Origin of the sequence: Neobacillus drentensis, from assembly GCF_036962765.1 — a bacterium.
Lineage (GTDB): Bacteria > Bacillota > Bacilli > Bacillales > Cytobacillaceae > Neobacillus > Neobacillus drentensis_C.
This window is the reverse complement of sequence record NZ_JBALOS010000288.1, coordinates 1-5,204: the sequence shown is the minus strand read 5'-3', so window position 1 is coordinate 5,204 and position 5,204 is coordinate 1. Positions and strand designations below refer to the sequence as shown.

6 protein-coding genes are annotated in these 5,204 nt (G+C 40.1%); all 6 read right to left on the bottom strand.

Annotated features, from left to right (window positions below; all coding sequences use genetic code 11):
* Positions 1-110: 110 nt before the first annotated feature.
* The 6 genes from V7137_RS27155 to trxB all read right to left on the bottom strand — a co-directional run bounded on the left by V7137_RS27155 (position 111) and on the right by trxB (position 5,158).
* Entirely contained in the window at positions 111-368 is a 258-nt protein-coding gene (locus V7137_RS27155; protein WP_218347643.1) for an HPr family phosphocarrier protein, read from the bottom strand.
* A 109-nt stretch (positions 369-477) separates the two neighbouring features.
* Entirely contained in the window at positions 478-1,428 is a 951-nt protein-coding gene (gene whiA / locus V7137_RS27150) for a DNA-binding protein WhiA (RefSeq protein ID WP_218347642.1), read from the bottom strand.
* 49 nt (positions 1,429-1,477) lie between these two features.
* Positions 1,478-2,461 carry a gluconeogenesis factor YvcK family protein gene (locus V7137_RS27145; RefSeq protein ID WP_335700951.1) on the bottom strand — a complete coding sequence of 328 codons (984 nt, stop codon included), beginning with the start codon at positions 2,459-2,461 and terminating at the stop codon, positions 1,478-1,480.
* Positions 2,458-3,351: an RNase adapter RapZ gene (rapZ, locus tag V7137_RS27140; protein WP_218347640.1), complete on the bottom strand. Its 894-nt coding sequence runs from the start codon at positions 3,349-3,351 to the stop codon at positions 2,458-2,460. The genes V7137_RS27145 and rapZ overlap by 4 nt, the downstream gene beginning before the upstream one ends.
* A 20-nt stretch (positions 3,352-3,371) precedes the next feature.
* On the bottom strand, positions 3,372-3,830 hold the full coding sequence (locus V7137_RS27135; protein ID WP_218347639.1) for an 8-oxo-dGTP diphosphatase: 459 nt from the start codon (positions 3,828-3,830) through the stop codon (positions 3,372-3,374).
* A 377-nt stretch (positions 3,831-4,207) separates the two neighbouring features.
* Complete coding sequence (gene trxB, locus V7137_RS27130; protein WP_335700950.1) at positions 4,208-5,158, bottom strand: thioredoxin-disulfide reductase; 951 nt, start codon at positions 5,156-5,158, stop codon at positions 4,208-4,210.
* Between the last annotated feature and the right edge of the window lie 46 nt (positions 5,159-5,204).

Genomic DNA, 5,204 nt, shown 5'->3' with positions numbered 1-5,204 from the left:
CGCCTTCCGCTCCAATCAATAGGGTGCCAAAATCACCAATAAGCTTTCACCTCGCCTTTATTTAAAAAACATTAAAAGACCGGTTCCCAACGGAGCCGGTCTCTCACATACTATTGTTCTTTTTGGATAAAATCAGCTAATGCTTCAATGGCAGATGCTTCATCCTCGCCATCTGCAACGATATCAATCAGAACACCAGAGCCAACAGCAAGGCTCATTAAGCCCATAATGCTTTTCGCATTCACTTTCTTCCCATCCTTCTCAAGAAAAATTTCCGCTGAGAATCGGTTGGCTTCTTGAACAAAAAGCGCTGCAGGCCGTGCTTGAAGACCTGTTTTTAATTTTACTTCGACTTGTTTCACTAACATTACACAATTCCTCCTCATGATTTATAGTCTATTTTTCTTGGAACTTGTTTCACAATATTTTCTAGAGTACATGTTATGGCTTTCACATATTTAACTGCTAAAGAATTTGCTACTCTTTTACAACCATTTCTCCTGCACGGAGTTTTTCTGCGATCGTATCGATTTTTCTCAAACGATGATTAATTCCAGATTTACTGATGGCACCACCAGAAACCATTTCACCCAATTCTTTAAGGGTCACATCTGTATAATTTAAGCGGAGTTCTGCAATTTCTCTTAATTTATCAGGCAAAATTTGCAGACCGACCGTTTGATTGATATAGCGGATATTCTCGACCTGCCTAATCGAAGCACCGATCGTTTTATTAAGATTGGCGGTTTCACAGTTAACAAGACGGTTTACTGAATTACGCATATCGCGAACAATTCGAACATCTTCGAAGCGGAGCAGAGCGTTATGGGCACCTACAATATTTAGAAACTCGGTAATTTTCTCTGCTTCTTTTAAGTAGGTAATATAGCCTTTTTTGCGTTCGAGTGTTTTACTATTAAGTCCAAATGTATTCATCAATTCGCATAAAGAATCGTTGTGTTCTTTATAGAGCGAAAAAATTTCTAAATGATAGGATGAAGTTTCCGGATTATTAACGGATCCTCCTGCTAGAAATGCGCCGCGTAAATAAGAACGCTTACAACACTTCTTTTTTACAAGTTCCGGCGAAATATCATGAATGATGGTAAAACCCTCACCAATAATTTTAGTATCCTCTAGAATTTCCTTTGCCTGCTGTGATAAACGGACAATATAGACGTTATTTTTTTTCAAACGCATCTTTTTCCGAACAAGCAGCTCTACTTGGACTTCGTAACTCTTTTTTATTAATGTGTAAATTCTTCTTGCAATCGCAGCATTTTCGGTTTGAATATCAACAACTAACTTACGATTTGAGAATGAAAGGGAACCATTCATCCGGATGAGAGCCGAAAGCTCTGCTTGAATGCAGCACGTTTTCACTTCTAAGTTAGTTAATTCTTTTTTCGTTTCCGAAGCGAAAGACATCCCTTCACCCCCCTAAAAAAAAACAGCGTTTTTTAATTAGTTACTATTATTACGTTTCATAACGCTTTTTGGTTTCATCTAAAAGCAAATTATATAAAATTTTTGCAACTTTTTTCGGGTCATGCCTTAATGCCCCATTTTCTTGGTAAGCAATATCCGCATGGACCACTTCGAGCCCTAATTCAAACAGTTGCGGCAAGTCGTAGACAACAGGGTCTGCCAACTCTTCATTATAGCGGAGCTGGATGTCCTGTGGAATTTCTTCATTGTTTACAAGGATTGTATTGATAAATGCACAGCTCATATGATCATATAAGGCCTTTACATGATCACTTGCTGAAAACCCATGGGTTTCCCCAGCCTGGGTCATTAAATTACAAATATAGACCTTTTTGGCTTGTGATTGACACAGTTCATCCCCGATTTTAGGGACCAGCAAATTGGGTAAAATGCTTGTATATAAGCTTCCTGGCCCGATGATGATTAAATCGGCCTGACGGATGGCTTGAAGGGTCTCAGGCAAGGGACGAATATTTTCCGGTGTCATGAACACTTTTTTAATTCTTTTACCAGAGTAGGGTATTTTTGATTCCCCTGAGACAGTCGTCCCGTCTTCCATTTCAGCATGGAGAACGACACTCTGATTGGCTGCAGGGAGAACTTTGCCGTGTACATTTAAAATTTTACTCATTTCCTGTATGGCGTGAACAAAATTCCCCGTGATGGAGGTCATCGCCGCCAAGATTAAATTACCAAGCGAATGTCCGGAAAGTTCATTCGATGTTTTAAATCGATGCTGAAACATTTCCTCAACGAGCGGTTCCACATCCGATAATGATGCTAACACATTGCGGATGTCACCAGGAGGAGGAATATGCAAGTCCTCACGCAAACGTCCTGAGCTGCCGCCGTCATCCGCGACTGTCACAATGGCGGTAATATCAACAGGATACTGTTTTAATCCACGCAATAAAACTGGCAATCCTGTTCCCCCGCCAATGACGACAATTCGTGGCTGTCCGTAATTGCTCATGTTGTTTTTTCCTTTCTCCTCTCAATGTCACGATGAGAAATACATGTCTTATAGTCCTTTTCGAAAAACTTGCCGATATACTCAGCTAGTGTTACGGAACGATGCTGTCCACCTGTACAGCCAATCGCAATAACAAGCTGCGCTTTACCTTCCCGCTTATAATGCGGAAGCATGAAAGATAGCAAGTCAGTTACTTTTTCCAAGAACTTATGCGTTTCATTCCATTTTAATACATAACTGGATACATCTTCATCTAATCCTGTTTTTGGTCTCATATGCTCGATATAATGGGGATTTGGCAAGAAGCGCACATCAAACACTAAATCTGCATCAATGGGAATTCCATACTTAAAGCCGAATGACATGACATTGACAGTGAAGATTGATTGTTTATTCGCGGTAAATTCCGTTAATATTTTCTCACGAAGTTCCCTTGGTTTCATCTGGGAAGTATTGTAAATCAATTGAGCCCTCCCTTTTAGTTCCTCGAGGAGTTCGCGTTCTAACGTGATTCCTTCTAGCGGCAGACCTGTTTGTGCGAGCGGATGTGACCGCCTTGTTTCTTTATATCTTCGTACTAATGTGGAATCATCTGCATCTAAAAATAAGATTCGCGGGGCCACCCATGATGTTTCTGCTAGTTCATCTAATGCTTTAAAGAGATGATCAAAAAATTCTCTGCCGCGCAGGTCCATAACGAGGGCAACTTTATTCATCTTATTCCCGGATTCCTTCATAAGTTCAAGGAATTTTGGAAGCAAGGTTGGAGGCAAATTATCGACACAAAAGAACCCTAAATCTTCAAAACTTTGAATGGCTACAGTTTTTCCTGCACCAGACATCCCTGTAATTATTACCATTTGTATGTCATTTACCGCACCGGTACTCATTATTCATTTCCCCCTATAGGTTAGCTTGGATCTAATCGGTAACTGATTAGTTGAAAGTCTTTTGTATAAGTAAAAGTACCGTAAATAATTCCTTTTCCGTGAATCATATAATCAAGAATATGATAATCACCAGCAGCCATTGGTAACTTTTTCAATTGATCGATCATTTGCCACTCCAGCTTACCTTCCTCGGATTCGTCTAAATCGACTCCATCCGAATCGGTCGCTACAAATGTAAACATCATCCATTCGGAAAGAAGTTGGTCATTTTCTTTCATGATCATTGTAAAAATACCTTTTAATTGTGGATTTTTCAGGTAGATTCCCGTTTCCTCACGGTATTCTCTGATACAGGAGTCGCGAACCGATTCACCTGGCTCCATTTTCCCACCAGGAGCAACCCACCAGCCACGGCGCGGCTTTTGCAGCAACAATATTTTTTCGTCTCTAATCAATACACAATTGGTGACTCGTTGCACAACATTTCACCCTCTTAATCAAGCATCTACAATGTAAAAGCTCTCGTCTGAACCTTTTTTAATTAGGCAAGGTCCTTTCTGAGGCTTGGCTATATATCCTACAATAACTTTACATTCATTCTTAGTATTATACTATTTTTTGGATACAGTCACAATGAATTCAAATTTGATATTCTGTTAAGAATTTCTCCTGACACCAGGGACAAATAGTGCAAACCAAAAAAAATAGCACAGGCTGCGGGCCTGTGCATTCAAGAAATATATTTTTAAAGGGGGTCAATTACTGTTTATATCATACCGTAACTTTATTGCACAATTGTTACAGGAGAATTAAAACAGAGTTACGTTTTTGTAAATAACTCCAGACTTTTCTAAGATTAGCTTTTTTGTTTTAAACCTTCTTTAAGTTCTTCAATATAATGCTGGGCACTTTGGGCAGCAATACTGCCATCTCCAGTTGCTGTTACAATCTGGCGCAGTGTTTTTTCACGAATATCACCAGCTGCATAAATCCCCGGTACCTTTGTCTCCATCCTGTCATTGGTTTCAATATATCCATTTTCATTGGTAATTCCAAGGTTCATGAATGGTTTGGACAGAGGGACCATTCCGATATAGATAAAGACACCGTCAGCCGGCAATACTTGTTCTTCGCCATTTTCAGTCGAAAGTAGTGTCACACTGCCTACTTTGCCATCTTTTTCATTAATGGATTTGATCGTGTGATTCCAAATAAAATCAACTTTCTCATTGGCAAAAGCACGATCTTGCAGAATTTTTTGGGCACGGAGTTCATTACGACGATGGACGATGGTTACTTTCGAAGCAAAGCGGGTTAAGTACACACCTTCTTCAACAGCCGAGTCCCCTCCACCGATCACAAATAGTTCTTTTTGCTTAAAGAAAGCTCCATCACAAACCGCGCAATAGGATACGCCGCGTCCGCCAAGTTCTTTTTCCCCTGGCACGCCAATTTTCTTATACTCTGCTCCCGTTGTGATGATGACAGCAAATGCTTTATATTGTTTTGAGCCAGCGACAACGATTTTATAGTCGCCTTGATCAATGATTTCTTTGATATCACCATAAGCGTACTCTGCACCAAATTTTTTGGCATGCTCGAACATCTTTGTTGATAAATCCGGACCTAAAATACTTTCAAAGCCTGGATAGTTTTCAACGTCCTCCGTATTGGCCATTTGTCCGCCCGGCATCCCGCGCTCAATCATGAGTGTGGATAGGTTTGCTCGTGATGTATAAACAGCCGCCGTCATCCCCGCAGGGCCAGCACCGGCAATAATAACGTCATAAATTTTTTCTTCAGACATGTTAAAACACTCCCTATATAAAAAAATACGATTAAGTATATTGTTC